Source organism: Streptomyces sp. PA03-6a (genome assembly GCF_033792765.1).
In the GTDB taxonomy this organism is placed as follows: domain Bacteria; phylum Actinomycetota; class Actinomycetes; order Streptomycetales; family Streptomycetaceae; genus Actinacidiphila.
In genome coordinates this window covers 16,893-35,722 of record NZ_JARAVK010000088.1, presented here as the reverse complement: position 1 = coordinate 35,722, position 18,830 = coordinate 16,893, and the positions used below count along the sequence as shown (strand labels likewise).

Below are 18,830 nucleotides of genomic sequence, written 5' to 3'. Positions count from 1 at the left end.
GGGCTGTTCGGGCTCACCTGGTAGTCGTGGACCCCGCCCACCGTGTCGGTCGTGTGCCCGCCGCCGTGGTCGGCCCGGCTGAGCCGCGGAAGCGGGAAGGCCACTCCGGAGCGGCACGGGGCGTACCGCCCCTGCTGGGCGGCGTCCGCGGCGCGCACCAGTTGTTTCTTCCCCCGGCGCCCGCGACGTCATGCCGGCGCGGGGGCCGGGGGAAGAAACCACTGGTGCGCGACGCGTAGGCGGCCCAGCCGGGGCGGTCCGCCATGTGCCGTTCCAGCAGGGCCTTCCCGCTGCCCCGGGTCAGCAGGTACGACATCAGCAGCGGGGACACGACCGACACCGCGGCGGCCTGCCAGGCGTCGCAGGTCAGCGCGAACAGCCCCCACCAGACGCAGAAGTCGCCGAAGTAGTTGGGGTGCCGGGTCCAGCTCCACAGGCCGCGGTCCATGATGCGGCCCCGGTGCGCCGGGTCGGCCTTGAACCGGGCCAGCTGGTGGTCGCCGACGGCCTCGAAGAGCAGGCCGGTGAGCCAGAGCAGCGCGCCGGCCGCGGCCGCCGGGCCGAGCGGCCCGGGGATGTACGAGGCGGCCTGGACGGGCAGCGAGACGACCAGGACGAGCGCGCCCTGCAGCAGGTACACCGCGCGCAGTGCGTAGGCGGCCCGGCTGCCGCGGGCCTCGGCCAGGAAGGCCTCGTAGCGGGGGTCCTCGCCGTGGCCGCGGCCGCGGCGGGCGATGTGGACGGCGAGCCGCAGGCCCCACACGGCGGTCAGCGCGAGCACCAGCGCGCGGCGAGCCGGGTCGCCGTGTCCGGCGGACATGCCGTAGGCGGACCCGGCGACCGCGGTGAAGGCCACGCCCCAGGCGACGTCGACGTAGCGGTGCCTGCCGCGGGACAGGGCGAACGCGAAGGTGGCGAGCATGACGGCGAGCGCGGCCCCGGCCGCCACCGCCACGCCCGCCCCGAACGCGCCCCAGGGGAAGCCGTTCACCGCCTCACCACCCCGCGTACCAGGCGGCGGGCGTGCCGGCCGTGCCTCCGGCGCCGTCGGCCGCGGGCCGTGCGGCGAGGATCTGGTCGACGCCCATGCGGCGTTCGGCGAAGGCCAGCGCCCCGCCCGCCAGGTACAGCCGCCACACGCGGGCGGTCTCCTCGCCGGCCAGGAGGACGACGTCGGACCAGCGCCGCTCCAAGGTGGCCAGCCAGGCCCGCACCGTGTGGACGTAGTGCTCGCGCAGGGACTCCACCGCCCGCACCTCCAGGCCCGCGTCCTCCAGCAGCCCCACGGTCCGGCCGAGCGGGCGCATGTGCATGTCGGGGGCGATGTACGTCTCGATGAAGGCGCCGCCACCGGGGGCGACGCGGCCGCGGGACATCTGCTGCACCAGCGCCCTGCCCCGGGGGCGCAGCATGCGGTGGATCGCGCCGGCGAAGCGCGGGTAGTGCTCGTCGCCGACGTGCTCGCCCATCTCGATCGCGGTGACCGCCTCGTAGCCGCCGTTGCCCTCCAGGTCGCGGTAGTCGCGCAGTTCGACGGTGACGTACTGCTCCAGGCCGCGTTCGCGGATCCGGTCCCGTACGAAGTCCCGCTGGGCGCGGGAAAGAGTGACCGCGTGGACCTGCGCGCGGTGGGTCTGCGCGGCGTACAGGGCGAGCGCGCCCCAGCCGCAGCCGATGTCGAGCAGCCGCGTGCCGGGGCGCAGGTCCAGCTTGCGGCAGATGAGTTCGAGCTTGTCGCGCTGGGCGTCGGCGAGGCCGTACGACGGGTCGTCGTGGCGGGTCCAGTAGCCGCAGGAGTAGGCCATGGAGGGGTCGAGGAGGAGCTCGTAGAAGTCGTTGGACAGGTCGTAGTGGTGGCTGATGGCGGCCCGGTCGCGGCCCCTGGTGTGCGGGGTGCCGTTCAGCCGGGCGCGTCCGCGCGGGGCGGGCGGCCGGGGGCCGACCGCGCCGAGCCGTACGGCGGCGCCGGCGGCGCGGAGCCGGTCGGCCGCGGTGAGCCGGGGAGGGCGCAGCCCGCCGTCGCGTGCCGCGTGCCACACGGCGCGCAGGCCTTCGGTGAGGTCGCCGCGCACGTCGATGTCCCCGGTGATGTACGCCTCGGCGAGGCCGAGTTCGCCGGGCTGCCACAGGAGTCTTCGCAGCGCCCGCCGGGAGCGCAGGACGACCACGGGGGCGTCGCGCGGCCCGGCGGTGCTGCCGTCCCAGGCCCGCAGCCGCACGGGCAGCGGGCCGCCGGTGAACTGCTCCAGCAACGGGGCGAGGGTGTCCGCGGCGCCCTTCACCTGGTGGTCTCCCCCCGGGTCAGCCGCAGTTGGCACACGTCGAGGTAGCCGGAGCGGAAGCCGGCCTCGGAGTAGGCGAGGTAGAGGGTCCACATGCGGCGGAAGGTCTCGTCGAAGCCGAGGGCGGCGACGTCGGCGGCGCGTTCGGTGAAGCGCTCGCGCCACAGCCGCAGCGTCTCGGCGTAGTGCGGTCCGAAGCCGTCGCAGGAGGTGACGCGCAGCGCGGTGTGCTCGTCGAGGGTCCGCTCGATCGCCTCCAGGGAGGGGATGAGCCCGCCGGGGAAGACGTACTTCTGCATCCAGGTGTAGGTGTCGCGGGTGGCGAGCATGCGCTCGTCGGGCATGGTGATCGCCTGGAGCGCGACCGTGCCGCCGGGGGCGAGCAGCCGGTCCAGGGCGGTGAAGTACACCGGCCAGTACTCGGCGCCGACGGCCTCGATCATCTCGACGCTGACGATGGCGTCGTAGCTCCCGGTCACCTGCCGGTAGTCGCGCAGCCGGACGGTGGCCCGGTCCTGCTGCCCCGCGGCGGCGATCCGGGCCGTGGCGAGCCGGCGCTGTTCCTCGGAGAGGGTGACGGAGACGACCTCGGCGCCGCGGCGGGCGGCGCGGACGGCGAGTTCTCCCCAGCCGGTGCCGATCTCCAGCAGCCGGGTGCCCTCGCCGACGCCCGCCAGGTCGAGCAGCCGGTCGATCTTGCGGTGCTGTGCGGCGGCCAGCTGGGCGCGCCGGGCGGGGAAGCCGCGGAAGACGGCCGAGGAGTAGGTGAGGGTCTCGTCGAGGAAGAGGGCGAAGAGCTCGTTGGACAGGTCGTAGTGGGCGTGGATGTTGCCGCGGGCGCCGTCGAGGGTGTTGCGCCGCTCGGTGGGCTGCCGGTGTGCCCACAGGGCGCGCAGCCGCTGCAGCGGCCGGGGGACGAGCTCGGTGACGTGCGAGGCGAGCACGGTGAGGACGGCCGGCAGGTCCGGCGCGTCCCATTCGCCGGCCATGTAGGACTCGCCGAAGCCGATGAGTCCTGAGGTGCCGACCCGGCGGTGGAAGGCCTCGGGGTCGGCGATCAGCACGGTGGGCCCGCCCGTGCCGAGGACCGGGCCGCCGTCGCCGAGCCGGCAGCGCAGCGGGAGCCCGCTCAGGGCGCGTCGCAGCACGGCACCGGCGACCGCGGCACGCAGCCGTGAGCACCGTGGCGGCGCGGCGACGTCCGGCCAGCGGCGGGGGTCCACGCCGGAGGCGGGTGCGGAAGCGGAGAGGGGGACGGACGTGGTGGACATGGTCACTCGAAACCCTCCTGGGGCGCGTGGACGGGACGGGGCTGCACGGGCAGTCCGCGCAGCAGCAGCCGGATGCCGTGCCGGCGGATGCCGGCCGACACCGCGGCCGTGGACCAGGGGTGGCGGGCGGCGGCACGCAGCAGGCCCGGCGTGGTGGCCGGGCGCCGCTCGCCGCGCACGGTGGCGGTGAACGGGGTGCCGCCGCCGGGCCGTTCCAGGTGGACGGTGAGGTGGAGCCGGTCGTGCGGCTCGGGCAGCCGCATGCGGTAGCCGCCGTCGACGGGGAGGAACGGGGAGACGTAGAAGTCCTTGGCGACGTGGGCGCTGTCGCGGCCGTCGGTGCGCAGCAGGTAGGCGTGCCGTTCCCCGTAGGTGTTGTGGACCTCGGCGACCACGCACACGAGGATGCCGTCCGGGTCGTGGCACCAGTACAGGGTCAGCGGGTTGAACACGTGGCCGAGGACCCGGGCGTGGCTGAGCATCCGGACCGGGCCGCCGTGCAGGTCGACGCCCTGCGCGGCGAGCCAGGCGTCGAGGGCGGCCCGTACGGTCGGGTGCCGGCCGCCGAAGTGGTCGCGGGGGTCGAAGCGGGCGAGCGGGCGCAGCGCGGCGGGGAGCCGGGGCGGCCGGGCGGGGTCGGTCAGCCACATGTAGGTGCGGTGGGCGAAGGCGTGCCGCAGCGGATCGGTGCGCACGTGGGTGATCGTGCACTCGTACAGGGCGGGCACCTGCGGCGGCAGCCCCGCGGGGGTCACCATCGCGCCCCCAGGTGGCGGGCGGCCTCGGCGCCGGAGCGGCAGCCGTCCTCGTGGAAGCCCCAGCCGTGGTACGCCCCGGCGAAGGCGGTGACGGGGGTCGCGAGGGCCGGCAGCCGCCGTCGCGCGGCCAGCGACGCGGGGGTGTAGACGGGGTGTTCGTACACCATGCGGGCGAGCACCCGGGCGGGGTCGACGCGTTCCTCGTCGCCGAGGGTGACGACGTAGCGCTCGGGGGTGTCCAGCCGCTGGAGGCGGTTCATGTCGTAGCTGACGCGGACCCCGCCGGGGTCGGGGGCGCAGGTGGGCATGAGGTAGTTCCAGGAGGCGCGGGCGCCGCGGCTGCGGGGCAGCAGCGTGGTGTCGGTGTGCAGCACCGTCGGGTTGCTGGAGTACGGGATGGCGCCGAGCACCCGGCGCTCCTCCGCGGTGGGGTCGGCGAGCAGCCGTAGTGCCTGGTCGGGATGGGTGGCGACGACCACCGCGTCGTACGTCTCGGTCTCCCCGTCGTCGGTGACGACGTCGGCGCCGTCGGCGTGCCGGCGCAGGGCGCGTACGGGGGTGGCGGTGCGGATCGCGGTGAGCCGTTTGACGATGCGCTCGACGTAGACGCGTGATCCGCCGGTGACGGTCCGCCAGGTGGGGGAGCCGCCCACCGAGAGCATCCCGTGGTGGTCGAGGAACCGGAAGAGGTAGACCGCCGGGTAGTGCGCCGCGGTCCGCGGCGAGCAGGACCAGACGCAGGCCACCAGCGGGATCGTGAAGTGCGCCGTGAAGTACGCCGAGAACTCCCCCGCGCCGAGGAACTCCCCCAGCGTGGTGGTGTCGTCGGAACCGCCCTCCGCGAGCAGCCGCCGGGCCAGGCGGTGGAATCGGGGCACTTCGGCCAGCATACGCAGATAGGCCGGGCGCAGCGCGTTGCGCGGTTGCGCGAAGATCCCCGAGGGGCCGCGCGCGCCCGCGTACTCCAGGCCGCAGCCCTCGCAGCGCACGGACATGCTCATCTCGGACTCCTGCGTGGGGACGCCGAGTTCGGCGAAGATCCGCAGCAGGGTGGGGTAGGTGCGCTCGTTGTGGACGATGAAGCCGGTGTCGACGGAGGTCATCCGGCCGTCGCAGGAGGGTACGTCGTGTGTGTGGGCGTGCCCGCCGAGCCGGTCGTCGGCCTCGAACAGCGACACGTCGCAGTGCCGTTGCAGCAGGTAGGCGGCGGTGAGCCCGGCGACGCCGCTGCCCACGACGGCCACCCTTCGCCTTGCTTCGGTCACGTCCCGTCCCTTCGTCGCGGTCCTCTCCCTGCTGGTGGTTCGGAGCCCGCGGCAGGACGGATTGGTCGGTGCGGCAATCCGCCGGGCGGACGGCCGCGAATCCATGGGTGGACGCACGTGACGGGCGTCGTCACGGAGGGCGGCCGATAATGACGGAGAGCGCACGAGAGGGGCGGTCCGATGACGTACGGTGACGAAACGGGCGGCGGCACGTCACGTCCGGTGCTGGTCCCGTACGTGCTGCCCCAGCGGCCGCGCGCCGCCGTCCTGGTGCTGCACGGCGGCCGTGCGGAGGGCCTGGAACCGCCCCCGCCGTGGAATCTGCCGGGGGCCAGGATGCGTCCCTTCGTCCGCGCGATCGGCCGGGCCACCGCCGGGCACGCGGTGGCGCTGGCCGGGGTCCGCTACCGGCACCGCGGCTGGAACGGCGAGCGGGAGGACGCGGCGCGGGACGCCCTGCGGGCGCTGGAGGCACTGCGGCAACGCGCCGGGGAGGTGCCCGTGGTGCTGGTGGGGCACTCGATGGGCGGCCGGGCGGCGCTGCGCGTGGCCGGGCATCCGCTGGTGGGCGCGGTCGTGGGGCTGGCGCCGTGGTGTCCCGAGGACGAGCCGGTGGGGCATCTGGCGGGGCGCCGTCTGGTGCTGCTGCACGGCGACCGGGACCGGGTCACCGATCCGGCCGGCTCGCTGACCCTGGCGGACCGGGCGCGGGCGGCGGGCGCCCAGGCCTGCCACCTGGTGGTGCCGGGCGGCGACCACGCGATGCTGCGCGGTGCCGGGACCTGGCACGCCCTGACGGCGCGCCTGGTCGCCGGGCTGCTGCGGCTGCGTCCGCTGCCGCCGGAGGTGGCCGGCGCGCTGACCGCCCCGGGAACGGAGGGAGCGCGATGAGCCCGCGCCTGCGAACGGACGCCCGCCCGGTCCCGGGGCCGCCGGGCACCGCACCGGCCCCGCGCTACGCCGGGGCACCGTTTTGGCCGCTCCTGCCGCTCCTGCCGCTCCTGCTCACGGCCGCGCTGACGGCACTGGCGGCGCTGCTGCGCACCCTGCTGCCGCCCGAGCCGGCGGCCGGCCCCTTCGCCCGCGACGCCGGGAGCCCGCGATGAGCCTCACCTGCCTGGTGACGGGCGCGACCGGCTACATCGGCGGCCGGCTCGTCCCCGAACTGCTGGAGGCCGGGCACCGGGTGCGCTGCCTGGCCCGTACGCCCGGCAAGCTGCGCGACCACCCGTGGGCGGGCGAGGTGGAGGTCGTCCGGGGCGACGTCACCGACCCGGAGTCGGTGCGGGCGGCCATGGAGGGCGTGGACGTCGCGTACTACCTCGTCCACGCCCTGGGCAGCGGAGCGGACTTCGAGCGGACCGACCGGGATGCCGCGGAGGTCTTCGGGTCCCGGGCGAAGGCAGCGGGCGTGCGGCGGATCGTGTACCTGGGCGGTCTGACCCCCGCCGGGGTGCCCGAGCGGGAGCTGTCGCCGCACCTGCGCTCACGCGCCGAGGTGGGCCGGGTGCTGCTCGCCTCCGGAGTGCCGACGGCGGCGCTGCGGGCGGCGGTGATCATCGGCTCCGGCTCGGCCTCCTTCGAGATGCTGCGCTACCTCACCGAACGGCTGCCGGTGATGGTCACCCCGCGCTGGGTCGGCACCCGGATCCAGCCGATCGCCGTACGGGACGTGCTGCGCTACCTCGTGGGCTGCGCCACGCTGCCGCCCGAGGTGAGCCGCGCCTTCGACATCGGCGGCCCGGACGTGCTCACCTACCGCGCCATGATGCTGGAGTACGCCGAGGTGGCGGGGCTGCCTCACCGGCTGATCGTGCCCGTGCCGGTGCTGACGCCGCGCCTGTCGAGCCACTGGGTGGGGCTGGTGACCCCGGTGCCGGCGGGCATCGCGCGGCCCCTGACGGAGTCGCTGCGGCACGAGGTGGTCTGCCACGACCGCGACATCGCCGCGTGGGTGCCGGACCCGCCCGAGGGCATGATCGGCGTCGAGGCGGCGCTGCGGCTGGCGCTGCAGCGCATCCGCGAGGCGAACGTGGTCACCCGCTGGTCCTCGGCCTCCGTGCCCGGCGCGCCGAGCGACCCGCTGCCGACGGACCCCGACTGGGCGGGCGGCTCGCTCTACACCGACCGCCGGACGCGCATCGTGGACGCCTCGCCCGAGGCGCTGTGGCGGGTCATCGAGGGCATCGGCGGCGACAACGGCTGGTACTCCTTCCCGCTGGCCTGGGCCGTGCGCGGCTGGCTCGACCGCTTCGTGGGCGGGGTCGGGCTGCGCCGGGGCCGGCGGGACGCCACGCACCTGCGGGCGGGCGACTCGCTGGACTTCTGGCGGGTGGAGGAGATCGAGCCGGGCCGGCTGCTGCGGTTGCGCGCCGAGATGCGGCTGCCGGGCCTGGCCTGGCTGGAGCTGACGTGCGGACGGGACGGGACCGGGCGCACCGTCTACGGGCAGCGGGCGCTGTTCCATCCGCGCGGGCTGGCGGGGCACGCGTACTGGTGGAGCGTCTCGCCGTTCCACTCCGTGGTCTTCGGCGGCATGGCACGCAACATAGCCGCCGCGGCCCGGGCGGGCGCGGCAGGGCCGTAGCGGAGGGCCGCGTGGGGCCGTGACGGACGCGGTCTCAGTCCGGGACGGGGGCGCGCAGGGCGGTCAGCTCGTCGTTCATCGCGGCCAGGAAGCGCATCACGACGACGAGTTCGTCCTCGGTGAAGCGAGAGCGCGCCGCGTCGGTGCCCCGGGCGAGCGGGCGGAAGAACTCCCGCGCCACCTCCATCCCCCGCGGGGCGTAGTGCAGATGGACCACGCGGCGGTCGGCGGCGTCGCGGGTGCGGCGGACGTGCCCGGCGCGTTCCAGCCGGTCCAGGCAGGCGGTGACGGCACCGGAGGTCAGATTGAGGCGTTCGCGCAGCAGACCGGGGGTCATGGCCCCGCCGTGGCCGTCGCCGTCCAGGATCGCGACCAGCGCCTGCACGTCGGTGTGGTGCAGTTTCTGGCTCTGCGCGAAGTCCTGCGCGATGCGGTTGAACTCGCTGTTCATCCTGCGCAGCTGCACGGCGAAGGCCTGCAGCCCGGTCGGGGACTCGTCCTGGAAGTTGTCGGGCACCCCTCCATCGTAGATAATCTTGATGATTAAGATACTCAATAGATGAGATACATCCTTCCGCACGTTCCGCACGGGGCAGTCCCCCGTTCCGCATCCCACGGGAGAGAGCGATGACATCCCTGCCGCGCGCCGTCCGATGGCTGCTGCCCGTGGTGATGCTGGTCGCCTGGCTGGGCGTCGGGGGCACCCTCGGCCCCTACGCGGGCAGGCTCGGCGAGGTCTCCACCAACGACCAGGCGGCCTTCCTGCCGCGCAGCGCCGAGTCGACGAGGGCCGTCACCGAACGGACGGCCTTCAGCCGGAACGGGACCGTACCGGCGATCGTCGTCTGGACCGCCGACCGCGGCCCCGTGACCGACGCCCAGCAGCAGGCCGCAACGTCGGCGCTGGCCTCGCTCGCCGGCACCGAGGGGGTCACCGGGCGCCCCTCCCCCGCGCTGCGCTCCGACGACGGGCGGGCCCTGCAGGGCGTCGTGCAGCTCCGCCCCGACCTCGGCCGGGACGTCGGGGACGCCGTCGGCCGGATTCAGGACACCGCGGCCGGGGTCGCGGGGACCACCGCCCACGTCGCCGGGCCCGCGGCCTCGCAGGCCGACCTGGGCGAGGCCTTCGCGGGCATCGACGGACTGCTGCTGTTCACCGCACTCGGCGTCGTGCTGGCGATCCTGCTGCTGGTCTACCGCGCGCTGCTGCTCCCCCTGGTCATCATCGTCGGCTCGGTCTTCTCGCTCGGCCTGGCCTGCGGGGTGGTGTACGTGCTGGCGGACCACGGCGTCGTCCGGGTCGACGGCCAGGTCCAGGGCATCCTGTCGATCCTCGTCATCGGCGCGGCCACCGACTACGCCCTGCTGCTCGCCGCCCGCTTCCGGGAGGAACTCGCGGTCCGCGGCGACCGGTTCGCGGCGATGCGCGCCGCGCTGCGCCGCTCGGCCGGGGCGATCGTGGCGAGCGCGGCCACCGTGGCCCTCGGCCTGCTCGCCCTGCTGGCCAGCGACCTCACCAACAACCGGGCCCTGGGCCCGGTCGGCGCCGTCGGCATCGTCTGCGCCGTCGCGAGCAGCCTGACCTTCCTGCCGGCGGCGCTGCTGCTGCTCGGCCGGGCCGCCTACTGGCCCGCCCGGCCCCGGGACAGGCGTCCGGAGGGGGAGGGCGTGTGGCGGCGGATCGCGGCCCTCGTGGACCGCACGCCGCGCCGGGTGTGGGCCGCGAGCCTGGCGCTACTGGTGGGCTGTGCCGCCTTCTCCCCCGCGCTGACCGCCCGGGGTGTGCCGCTGGACGAGATCTTCGTCCACCAGGCGCCCTCGGTGACCGCCCAGCGCGTCCTCGGCGAGCACTTCCCCGGCGGTGCGGGGAACCCCGCCGTGGTCATCGCGAAGGCGGACCGGCTCGACCCCGTCACCCGGGCCGCGGCCGGCACCGACGGCGTCGACTCCGTCGCCCCGCGCACCGCCGCCGGCCGGCCCGGCGGGGGCGAGCCGCTCGTGGCCGGCGGCCGGGTCCTGCTGGAGGTGACGCTGAAGGACGCCGCCGACAGCGACGCCGCCAAGGCCACGGTGCAGCGGCTGCGCACGGCCGTGCACGCGGTACCCGGCGCGGACGCGGTGGTCGGCGGCTACACGGCCCAGCAGGTGGACACCCAGCGGACCGCGGAGCGCGACCGCACGCTCGTCGTCCCCGTCGTCCTCGCGATCATCCTGGTGATCCTGGCCGCCCTGCTGCGCAGCCTGCTGCTGCCGCTGCTCATGGTCGCCACGGTGGCGCTCAACTTCGCGGCCACCCTGGGCGTGTCGGCGCTGGTCTTCCGCCATGCGTTCGGCTTCTCGGCGACGGACGCCTCGGTGCCGCTGTACGGCTTCGTCTTCCTGGTCGCCCTCGGGGTGGACTACAACATCTTCCTGATGACGCGGGTCCGCGAGGAGACGCTGCGTCACGGCACCCGGCAGGGCGTCCTGCGCGGGCTGACCGCCACCGGAGGGGTGATCACCTCGGCGGGCGTGGTGCTCGCCGCCACCTTCGCGGCGCTCGGCGTGATCCCCCTGGCCTTCCTGGCGCAGATCGCCTTCATCGTGGCCTTCGGGGTGCTGCTGGACACCCTGCTGGTGCGCTCGCTGCTGCTGCCCGCGCTGGTACGGGACATCGGCCCGAAGGTGTGGTGGCCGGGCGCCGCGGCGCGCGCGGGCGACGAGCCGTCGGCGCCGGACGGCGCCGCGGCACCGCGACGGGTGGCGGAGCGTCAGACGACCTGATGCAGCCAGCGCACGGGGGCGCCCTCACCCGCGTAGCGGAAGGGCTCCAACTCGTCGTCCCACGGCTTGCCGAGCAGCTTGGCGACTTCCGTCTCCAGGTCGGCCTCGCCCTTGCGGGCGCGGGCGAGCGCGGCGCGCAGCCGGTCCTCGGGGATGAGGATGTCCCCGTGGATGCCGGTGACGGCGTGGAAGATGCCGAGTTCGGGCGTGCTGCTGTAGCGCTCCCCCTCGGCGGTGGCACACGGCTCCGCCGTGACCTCGAAGCGCAGCAGATGCCAGCCGCGCAGCGCGGACGCCAGCTTGGACGCGGTGCCGGGTTCCGCCTGCCAGGAGAACTCGGCCCGCCAGGTGCCGGGAGAGGCCGGCTGGCGGATCCAGTCCAGGTTCACGCGCACGCCGAGCACGCCCGCGACGGCCCACTCGACGTGCGGGCAGAGCGCGCGTGGCGCGGAGTGCACGTACAGAACTCCACGTGTCGTCACCGGGACCTCCAGTGTGGGACGAGGTACGCCTTCCCCAGCGGCCTCATGCCCATAACCGAGCCATCCGGGACAGCAGTGGACATTCTGCACTAATCATAACGAATGAGACAAGATCTGACCTCTGATCACCTCTTTCGCACCACCTGTCAGGGAAAAAGCTACCGCGCTGCGTCAGGCGAGGAGTGACGTACTGTCGGGATCAGCGAGAAGTCACCCACTCGTCCGAGGGAGAACGGATGCGCCAGTCGCTCCCGCGCGGGGTCAGCGGCGCCCTGATCGCGCTGGTCACACTGCTCACGACGGCACTCGCGGCCGGCTGCTCGGCCACCGACGGCCCCGGGAGCACCGAGGCCGGTGCCGCCGGGCGGGCGGGCACGGCGAAGCGCCCCGCGCAGGTGTGGGACACCACCCCCGCCTCGCTGGCCGCGCTCGGCGACTCCATCACCCGGGCCTTCGACGCCTGCGGGATCCTGACGGACTGTCCGGACCTGTCCTGGGCGACCGGCAGCCGCAGCTCCGTGAAGAGCGTGGCCACCCGGGTGCTGAACCGGCCGGCCACCGAGAGCTGGAACCTGGCGGCCAGCGGCGCCCGGATGCACGACCTGCCGGAGCAGGCCAAGAAGGCGGTCGCGCTGCGGCCGCAGCAGGTGACGATCCTGATGGGGGCCAACGACGCGTGTGCGCGCAGCATCGACCGCATGACCCCGGTGGCCGAATACCGCAAGGATTTCTCCGCCGCCCTGCGCACCCTCGACAGCAAGCTGCCGAAGGCGCAGGTCTTCGTCGCGAGCGTGCCCGACCTGATGCGCCTGTGGGACGTCGGCCGGCAGAACGTGCTGGGACGGCAGATCTGGAAGCTGGGCCTGTGCCCGTCGATGCTGTCCGACGCGGAGTCGATGAGCGCGGGCGCCCGCGAACGGCGGCAGACCGTACGCGAAAGGGTGATGGCGTACAACGACGTGCTGCGGCAGGAGTGCGCGCGCCACGAGCGCTGCCGCTACGACGGCGGCATGGTCTTCGACTACCGCTTCACCCAGAAGGAGCTCAGTCCCTGGGACTGGTTCCACCCCAGCGCCGAGGGACAGGCCAAGCTCGCGCGGCTGGTCTACGCGGCGGCCTTCGGGCCGAACCCGGCCGGCGGCTAGCCGCGCCGGACCCGGGTGTTCGTCCGGGGTTTCGGACACGGAACGGCACGCGTCACGGGCTACGGACTCACTTCGGCAACATCGCCGACACCTGCCCGGCACACCCATTGACACCGCCGGGAGCCCGTAACTACGTTCCCTTCAACATTTCGAACGTGTGACGAAATCTCGAACGACACCCTGTAAGGGGCGGCTTCCCGTGCGCATCACCGGCATCAGCACCCATGTGGTCGGTACTCCCTGGCGGAATCTCACCTACGTGCTCGTCCACACCGACGAGGGGCTCACGGGCGTCGGCGAGACCCGCATGCTCGGCCACACCGACGCGTTGCTCGGCTACCTCCGCGAGGCGGAGGCCAACCACATATCCGGTTCCGACCCCTTCGCGGTGGAGGACCTGGTCCACCGGATGAAGTACGGCGACTACGGGCGGGCCGGAGAGATCGTCATGTCCGGCATCGCCGTCATCGAGATGGCCTGCTGGGACATCAAGGGCAAGGCCCTCGGCGTCCCCGTGTGGCAGCTGCTCGGCGGCAAGGTGAACGAGAAGGTCAAGGCGTACGCCAACGGCTGGTACACCACCGAGCGCACCCCGGAGGCCTACCACAAGGCCGCCCGCGCCGTGGTGGACCGCGGCTACCGCGCGCTGAAGATCGACCCCTTCGGCACCGGCCACTTCGAGCTGGACCACGCGGCCACCACCTACTCCGTCTCCCTCATCGAGGCCGTGCGCGACGCGATCGGCCCCGAGACCGAGCTGCTCGTGGAGATGCACGGGCGGTTCAGCCCGGCGACCGCGATCCGCGTCGCGGGCGAGCTGGCCCCCTTCAAGCCGAGCTGGATCGAGGAGCCGGTGCCGCCGGAGAACCTCAAGGCCCTGGCGAAGGTGGCCGCCCACACCGATCTGCCGATCGCCACGGGTGAACGCATCCACGACCGCTACGAGTTCCGCGAGCTGTTCGAGCTCCAGGCCGCCGACATCATCCAGCCCGACCTCGGGCACATCGGCGGCATCAACGAGGTCCGCAAGCTGGCCGCCACCGCGGAGACCCACTACGTGCTGGTCGCCCCGCACAACGTCGGCGGCTCCGTGCTCACCGCCGCGAGCCTCCAGCTCGCCGGGTGCACCCCCAACTTCAAGATCCTCGAGCACTTCAACGACTTCGCGGACTCCGAGATCAAGAAGGTCGTCAAGGGCGCCCCCGTGGTCGGCGAGGACGGGTACTTCACGCTGTCGGACGCGCCGGGCCTCGGTGTCGAGCTCGACGTCGACGCCGCCGCCGAGTTCCCCCAGCAGCAGGCCCGCTTCGACCTGTGGGCCGAGGGCTGGGAGCGCCGGAAGCCGAAGGGCGCCAAGTGACCGTCCACACCCCCCGCGCCGTCGTCCTCGACGGACCCGGCCGGCACCGGATCGTGCCGGCCGGACCGGTCGCGCCCGGTCCGGGCGAGGCGCTGGTCCGGGTCCACGCCGCGGGCATCTGCGGCAGCGACCGGGAGGTGTACGCCGGAACCCGCCCCGAGGGCTACGTCCGCTACCCCGTCATCCCCGGCCACGAGTGGTCCGGCACGGTGGAGGCGGTCGGCGCCGGGGTGACCGCCGGCCTGGTGGGCCGGAAGGTCGTCGGCGAGGGTTTCCGCAACTGCCAGGTCTGCGAGCGCTGTCACGCCGGGGAGACCACGCTGTGCAGCGCGCCGTACGAGGAGACCGGCTTCACGCAGCCCGGTGCCATGGCGGACACCCTGACGCTGCCCGCCCGGCTGCTGCACGTCCTGGACGACGCGGCCGACCTGCGCGCCGCCGTGCTCCTGGAGCCGGCCGCGTGCGTGGCGGCGGCGCTGCTGAAGGCCCCGGCCGCGCCGGGCGAGCGGGTGGCGGTCGTCGGCACCGGCACGCTCGGCATGCTTGCGGTGCAGTTCCTGGCCGCGGTGTCGCCGGCGGAGCTGCTGGTGGTGGGGACCGGCCGGGACCGGGAGGAGCTGGCCGCCTCCTTCGGCGCCACGAAATTGCGCACGACCGGTGAACTGGCCAGTGAGGACGGGCGGTACGACCTGGTGGTCGAGGCCGCCGGCTCCGCCTCCGCGGCCCGCGTGTCGGCGGGGCTGCTGCGCCGCGGCGGCCGGCTGGCACTGACCGGCATCCCCGCGCCGGGAGCGCTCGGGCTCGACCCCACCGACCTGGTGGTGCGGCAGCTGACCGTGCACACGGTCTTCGGGGCGCCGCCCGCCGCCTGGGCGCACACCGTACGGGCCTTCGACGCCGGGATCCTGGACCCGGCGCCGCTGATCACGCACGACCTGCCGCTGGAGGAGTACGCCGACGCCCTCGGACTGCTGGGGAACAGGGATCCGAAGGTGGGGAAGGTGCTGCTGCGTCCGTGACCGCTCCGTGCGCGGCGGACATCCGATGTCCCATCCGTGCCCACCCATACCCAATGAACCGAACGTCGTCCGAGATATCGAACGGCGAGAACGAAGGAGCACCGTGACCGACGCACCCACCCCGAGCCCCGGCACGGCCGGCACCACAGGCGGTCCCCGACACCCGGGCCAGTACGCGCTCACCCTCCTCGGTCACGGCGCGCCCGCGGACGACCCGGCCGACGCCTCCCCGCACTCCTTCCCCGACGGGGGCGCCTGGCGCACCGAGATCCCCTCCGTGGAGGGCCCGGAGGCGCTGGCCACCGTGCTGGAGGAGAGCGAGCGGCTGGAGGTGCCGGTGCACCGGATCAGCCAGGGCAGCGGCATCTGGATGCTGACGGACGCGGAGATCACCGAGATGGTGACCGCCTGCGCCGAACGGGACGTCGAGCTCTGCCTGTTCACCGGTCCCCGCGGCACCTGGGACATCGGCGCCGCCACCCGCACCGACTCCCGCGGCGGGGGCCTGCGCGCCCGCGGCCACGACCAGGTGGCCGGCTGCGTCGAGGACGCGCTGCGCGCCGCCGCCCTGGGCGTGCGCTGCCTGCTCGTCGCCGACGAGGGCGTGCTGTGGCTGCTGCACCAGCTCCGCGAGCAGGGCCTGCTGCCGGCCGACACCACCTTCAAGGTCTCGGCGCTGGTCGGCCCGGTCAACCCGGCGGGTTACGCGGTGTGGGAGCGGCTGGGCGCCGACTCCATCAACATCCCCTCCGACCTGACCCTCCAGCAGATCACCGAGATCCGCCGGGTCAGCCGTGCGCCGATGGACTTCTACATCGAGGCCCCGGACGACCTCGGCGGCTTCGTCCGGCTCTACGACGCGGCGGAGCTGATCCGCCGCGGCGCGCCGATCTACCTCAAGTTCGGGCTGAGCAAGGCCCCCGGCATCTACCCGTACGGACGTCAGCTGCGGGAGGTCGCCCTGACGACCGCCCGCGAGCGGGTCCGGCGCGGCCGCCTTGTGCTCGACCTGCTCTCCCGGCTGGGCGCGGACGGCGGGCTCTCCCCGCTGGGCGCGCGGCAGCCGGGTCCGCTCCACCGCTTCCCCTTGGACATCGCGACCGACCCGGACCAGGCGACCGACCCCCGCCTGGCCGCCGAAAGGATCTGATCAGCCATGCGCATCGCCAGAGCCGCACGTCTGCGCACCACAGCCGCGCTGATAGCCACCCTCGCCCTCGGCGCCACCGCGACCGCCTGCGGGCAGAGCGACAACACCGGAGGCGGCGGCGACAAGGACGGTGGGAAGGGCGGCACCATCGGCATCGCCATGCCCACCAAGTCCTCTGAGCGCTGGATCGCCGACGGCGACAACATGGTCAAGCAGTTCCAGGCCCAGGGCTACAAGACCGACCTGCAGTACGGCGACGACAAGGTCGAGAACCAGGTCGCCCAGATCCAGAACATGATCACCAAGGGCGACAAGCTGCTGGTCATCGCCGCCATCGACGGCTCGGCCCTCAGCGACGTACTGCAGCAGGCCCACGACGCGGGCATCAAGGTGATCTCCTACGACCGCCTGATCCTGGGCTCGGCGAACGTCGACTACTACGCGACGTTCGACAACTACAAGGTCGGCCAGCTCCAGGCCGGTTACATCCTCGAGAAGCTGGGCCTGCAGGACGGCAGCAAGAAGGGCCCCTTCAACATCGAGCTCTTCGCCGGCTCGCCCGACGACAACAACACCAAGTACTTCTTCAACGGCGCGATGGACACCCTCAAGCCGTACATCGACAAGAAGCAACTGGTGGTCAAGAGCGGCCAGACCGAGCTCAACCAGGTCACCACCCTGCGCTGGGACGGCGCCACCGCCCAGGCCCGCATGGACGACCTGCTCAGCAAGTCGTACACCTCCGACGACGTGGACGCGGTGCTCTCCCCGTACGACGGCATCTCCCGCGGCATCATCTCGGCGCTGAAGAGCGTGAGCTACGGCACCGGCAAGAAGCCGCTCCCGATCGTCACCGGTCAGGACGCCGAGGTCGCCTCGATCAAGTCGATCATCGCGGGCGAGCAGGCCCAGACCGTCTACAAGGACACCCGCGAACTGGCCAAGGTCGCCGTCCAGATGGGCAACGCGGTGCTGACCGGCGGCAAGCCGGAGACCAACGACTCCAAGACCTACAACAACGGCACCAAGGTCGTCCCGACCTACCTGCTGCCGCCGGTGAGCGTCGACAAGTCGAACTACAAGGAGATCGTCGTCGACTCCGGCTACATCAAGGAGTCCGAGCTCCAGTAGTCCCGGAGCCGGACCACGACCGACGATCGTCACTTCCCACCACCCGAGGAGAACGGAAAGCAGGAATGGCCGGACCCGTCCTCGAAATGCGCTCCATCACCAAGACCTTCCCAGGGGTCAAGGCGCTCTCCGACGTCACCTTGACTGTCGCCGAGGGCGAGGTCCACGCCATCTGCGGTGAGAACGGTGCGGGCAAGTCGACCCTGATGAAGGTGCTCAGCGGGGTGTACCCGCACGGCAGTTACGAAGGGGAGATCCTCTTCCAGGGTGAGACCTGCGAGTTCCGCGACATCCGCGCGAGCGAGCAGCGCGGCATCGTGATCATCCACCAGGAGCTCGCCCTGGTGCCGTACCTGTCCATCGCCGAGAACATCTTCCTCGGCAACGAACACTCCACCCGCGGTGTCATCAGCTGGAACGAGACGCTGCGGCACGCGGGCCGGCTGCTCAAGCGGGTCGGGCTCACCGACGGGCCCACCACCCGCGTGGCGGACATCGGCGTGGGCAAGCAGCAGCTCGTCGAGATCGCCAAGGCGCTGTCCAAGGAGGTCAAGCTCCTCATCCTGGACGAGCCGACCGCCGCCCTGAACGACGAGGACAGCCGCAAGCTCCTTGACCTCATCATGGAGTTCAAGGAGCACGGCATCTCCTGCATCATCATCTCGCACAAGCTCAACGAGATCGCCAGGGTCGCCGACTCCATCACCATCCTGCGCGACGGGCGGACCATCGAGACGCTCGACATGAAGGCCACCGACGAGGACGGCCACAGCGCCGTCACCGAGGAGCGGATCATCCGCGGCATGGTGGGCCGCGACCTCGACCACCGCTTCCCCGAGCGGGAGCCGGAGATCGGCGAGGTGGCCTTCGCCGTCGAGGACTGGACCGTGCACCACCCGATCGACCAGCAGCGCAAGGTCGTCGACGGGGTCTCCCTCGACGTCCGGCGCGGCGAGATCGTGGGCATCGCCGGGCTGATGGGGGCCGGCCGCACCGAACTGGCCATGAGCGTCTTCGGCCGCTCCTACGGCCGTGGCATCAGCGGCCGGGTCTACCTGCACGGCAAGGAGATCCGCACCCGCACCGTCCCGGAGGCGGTGGGCCACGGCATCGCGTACGTCACCGAGGACCGCAAGCACTACGGGCTGAACCTCATCGACGACATCAGCCGCAACATCTCGCTCAGCGCCCTGTCCAAGGTCGCCCGGCGCGGCGTCGTCAACCAGCACGAGGAGGCCCGGGTCGCGGAGTCCTTCCGCTCCACGATGAACATCAAGACCCCGACGGTCTTCGAGACCACGGGCAAGCTGAGCGGCGGCAACCAGCAGAAGGTCGTCCTCAGCAAGTGGATCTTCGCCGGGCCGGAGGTCCTCATCCTCGACGAGCCCACCCGGGGCATCGACGTCGGGGCCAAGTACGAGATCTACACGGTCATCAACGACCTGGCGGCCCAGGGCAAGGCCGTCGTCTTCATCTCCTCCGAACTGCCGGAGCTGCTCGGCATGTGCGACCGCATCTACACGATGTCCGCGGGCCGGCTGACCGGGGAGATCCCGCGCGAGAGCGCGACCCAGGAAGTGCTGATGCGCCACATGACCATGGACCGAGGTAACTGAG

The 18,830-nt window shown here is 73.0% G+C and carries 16 protein-coding genes and 1 pseudogene; 10 read left to right on the top strand and 7 right to left on the bottom strand.

Annotation, left to right across the window (positions count from 1 at the left end):
- Positions 1-193 precede the first annotated feature (193 nt).
- The 5 genes and pseudogenes from PV350_RS21720 to PV350_RS21700 form a co-directional block, all read right to left on the bottom strand.
- A pseudogene (locus PV350_RS21720) lies at positions 194-991 on the bottom strand (DUF1295 domain-containing protein); the annotation flags it as partial.
- Between the two features lie 4 nt (positions 992-995).
- A complete protein-coding gene (locus PV350_RS21715; protein WP_499511715.1) occupies positions 996-2,282 on the bottom strand; it encodes a class I SAM-dependent methyltransferase in 1,287 nt (428 codons plus the stop codon).
- Complete coding sequence (locus PV350_RS21710; protein WP_500335480.1) at positions 2,279-3,553, bottom strand: class I SAM-dependent methyltransferase; 1,275 nt, start codon at positions 3,551-3,553, stop codon at positions 2,279-2,281. The genes PV350_RS21715 and PV350_RS21710 overlap by 4 nt, the downstream gene beginning before the upstream one ends.
- A 2-nt stretch (positions 3,554-3,555) precedes the next feature.
- Entirely contained in the window at positions 3,556-4,311 is a 756-nt protein-coding gene (locus PV350_RS21705; protein ID WP_500335478.1) for a DUF1365 domain-containing protein, read from the bottom strand.
- Positions 4,305-5,576 carry an NAD(P)/FAD-dependent oxidoreductase gene (locus PV350_RS21700; RefSeq protein WP_500335476.1) on the bottom strand — a complete coding sequence of 424 codons (1,272 nt, stop codon included), beginning with the start codon at positions 5,574-5,576 and terminating at the stop codon, positions 4,305-4,307. Before PV350_RS21700 ends, PV350_RS21705 begins: the two co-directional genes overlap by 7 nt.
- A 180-nt stretch (positions 5,577-5,756) precedes the next feature.
- Here PV350_RS21700 and PV350_RS21695 point away from each other — a divergent pair, with 180 nt between their 5' ends.
- The 3 genes from PV350_RS21695 to PV350_RS21685 are packed head-to-tail and all read left to right on the top strand — an operon-like array spanning position 5,757 to position 8,163.
- Positions 5,757-6,467, top strand: coding sequence for a dienelactone hydrolase family protein (locus PV350_RS21695; protein WP_500335474.1), 711 nt, complete (start codon positions 5,757-5,759; stop codon positions 6,465-6,467).
- Positions 6,464-6,682, top strand: coding sequence for a hypothetical protein (locus PV350_RS21690; RefSeq protein ID WP_499511720.1), 219 nt, complete (start codon positions 6,464-6,466; stop codon positions 6,680-6,682). Before PV350_RS21695 ends, PV350_RS21690 begins: the two co-directional genes overlap by 4 nt.
- Positions 6,679-8,163 carry an SDR family oxidoreductase gene (locus PV350_RS21685; protein WP_499511721.1) on the top strand — a complete coding sequence of 495 codons (1,485 nt, stop codon included), beginning with the start codon at positions 6,679-6,681 and terminating at the stop codon, positions 8,161-8,163. The genes PV350_RS21690 and PV350_RS21685 overlap by 4 nt, the downstream gene beginning before the upstream one ends.
- A gap of 34 nt (positions 8,164-8,197) precedes the next feature.
- Here PV350_RS21685 and PV350_RS21680 read toward each other — a convergent pair whose 3' ends face one another.
- Positions 8,198-8,644 (bottom strand): MarR family winged helix-turn-helix transcriptional regulator, encoded by a 447-nt coding sequence (locus PV350_RS21680; protein ID WP_500335482.1) that lies wholly within the window; start codon positions 8,642-8,644, stop codon positions 8,198-8,200.
- A 146-nt stretch (positions 8,645-8,790) separates the two neighbouring features.
- Here PV350_RS21680 and PV350_RS21675 point away from each other — a divergent pair, with 146 nt between their 5' ends.
- Positions 8,791-10,926 (top strand): MMPL family transporter, encoded by a 2,136-nt coding sequence (locus PV350_RS21675; protein ID WP_500335473.1) that lies wholly within the window; start codon positions 8,791-8,793, stop codon positions 10,924-10,926.
- Here PV350_RS21675 and PV350_RS21670 read toward each other — a convergent pair.
- Positions 10,914-11,408 carry a DUF3145 domain-containing protein gene (locus tag PV350_RS21670; protein WP_499511723.1) on the bottom strand — a complete coding sequence of 165 codons (495 nt, stop codon included), beginning with the start codon at positions 11,406-11,408 and terminating at the stop codon, positions 10,914-10,916. The two genes, PV350_RS21675 and PV350_RS21670, sit on opposite strands and share 13 nt — an antisense overlap.
- Before the next feature lie 236 nt (positions 11,409-11,644).
- Here PV350_RS21670 and PV350_RS21665 point away from each other — a divergent pair, with 236 nt between their 5' ends.
- From PV350_RS21665 to mmsA, 6 genes are all read left to right on the top strand, one after another.
- Positions 11,645-12,553 (top strand): SGNH/GDSL hydrolase family protein, encoded by a 909-nt coding sequence (locus tag PV350_RS21665; RefSeq protein ID WP_499511724.1) that lies wholly within the window; start codon positions 11,645-11,647, stop codon positions 12,551-12,553.
- Between the two features lie 199 nt (positions 12,554-12,752).
- A complete protein-coding gene (locus PV350_RS21660; protein ID WP_500335471.1) occupies positions 12,753-13,913 on the top strand; it encodes a mandelate racemase/muconate lactonizing enzyme family protein in 1,161 nt (386 codons plus the stop codon).
- On the top strand, positions 13,910-14,932 hold the full coding sequence (locus PV350_RS21655; protein WP_500335469.1) for a zinc-dependent alcohol dehydrogenase: 1,023 nt from the start codon (positions 13,910-13,912) through the stop codon (positions 14,930-14,932). The genes PV350_RS21660 and PV350_RS21655 overlap by 4 nt, the downstream gene beginning before the upstream one ends.
- 103 nt (positions 14,933-15,035) lie before the next feature.
- A complete protein-coding gene (locus PV350_RS21650; protein ID WP_499511727.1) occupies positions 15,036-16,082 on the top strand; it encodes a hypothetical protein in 1,047 nt (348 codons plus the stop codon).
- 6 nt (positions 16,083-16,088) lie between these two features.
- Positions 16,089-17,213: a type 1 periplasmic-binding domain-containing protein gene (gene chvE, locus PV350_RS21645; protein ID WP_499511728.1), complete on the top strand. Its 1,125-nt coding sequence runs from the start codon at positions 16,089-16,091 to the stop codon at positions 17,211-17,213.
- Between the two features lie 65 nt (positions 17,214-17,278).
- Complete coding sequence (gene mmsA, locus PV350_RS21640) at positions 17,279-18,829, top strand: multiple monosaccharide ABC transporter ATP-binding protein (protein WP_499511729.1); 1,551 nt, start codon at positions 17,279-17,281, stop codon at positions 18,827-18,829.
- The last annotated feature ends 1 nt before the right edge of the window (position 18,830 follow it).

Coding starts and splice junctions, on each gene's coding strand:
- PV350_RS21710 (WP_500335480.1), bottom strand. CDS start 3,553: ATGTCCACCACGTCCGTCCCCCTCTCCGCTTCCGCACCCGCCTCCGGC.
- PV350_RS21705 (WP_500335478.1), bottom strand. CDS start 4,311: ATGGTGACCCCCGCGGGGCTGCCGCCGCAGGTGCCCGCCCTGTACGAG.
- PV350_RS21695 (WP_500335474.1), top strand. CDS start 5,757: ATGACGTACGGTGACGAAACGGGCGGCGGCACGTCACGTCCGGTGCTG.
- PV350_RS21690 (WP_499511720.1), top strand. CDS start 6,464: ATGAGCCCGCGCCTGCGAACGGACGCCCGCCCGGTCCCGGGGCCGCCG.
- PV350_RS21685 (WP_499511721.1), top strand. CDS start 6,679: ATGAGCCTCACCTGCCTGGTGACGGGCGCGACCGGCTACATCGGCGGC.
- PV350_RS21675 (WP_500335473.1), top strand. CDS start 8,791: ATGACATCCCTGCCGCGCGCCGTCCGATGGCTGCTGCCCGTGGTGATG.
- PV350_RS21665 (WP_499511724.1), top strand. CDS start 11,645: ATGCGCCAGTCGCTCCCGCGCGGGGTCAGCGGCGCCCTGATCGCGCTG.
- chvE (WP_499511728.1), top strand. CDS start 16,089: ATGCGCATCGCCAGAGCCGCACGTCTGCGCACCACAGCCGCGCTGATA.
- mmsA (WP_499511729.1), top strand. CDS start 17,279: ATGGCCGGACCCGTCCTCGAAATGCGCTCCATCACCAAGACCTTCCCA.